1 pseudogene is annotated in these 355 nt (G+C 63.7%); it reads left to right on the top strand.

Going from position 1 to position 355, the window contains the following annotated elements:
- Positions 1–299: pseudogene (locus P0G09_RS16070) on the top strand (FKBP-type peptidylprolyl isomerase); the annotation flags it as partial.
- Between the last annotated feature and the right edge of the window lie 56 nt (positions 300–355).

The raw sequence follows: 355 nt of genomic DNA, 5'->3' as shown, positions 1-355 counted from the left end.
CTCTGCCTGTGCGTGGAGCTCGGTGCGGAACTGTTCCACGGTCTGGCCCCGCACAGGCAGAGCAGAAGCTGCGGGGCAGTCTGGGCCTTCTGATGGTGGCCGAGCGGGAACACCTCTGGCCCACCGATGCCGAGGTGGAGGCCGCGCTGGCGCACTGGAAGGGCGAGCGCACCTTCCCTGCCAACGATTTCCGCAAGGTGCGGCAGGGCATCGCCAGCCAGCGGGCGGCAGAGTTCGTGGAAGCCCACTCCACCCTGCTTCCCCCGCCGGAGGAACCGGTGCTGGAAACCATCGCATAAAAAATGAGAGATGCCGTGTAGCAGAGTTCCCATAAAACAGTATTTGCAAAAGCTCC

Origin of the sequence: Faecalibacterium sp. DFI.5.82 (genome assembly GCF_029076575.1) — a bacterium.
Classification (GTDB): domain Bacteria; phylum Bacillota; class Clostridia; order Oscillospirales; family Ruminococcaceae; genus Faecalibacterium; species Faecalibacterium duncaniae.
Note: the sequence above shows the minus strand (reverse complement) of the source record. Positions and strands in the feature narration are given on the sequence as shown.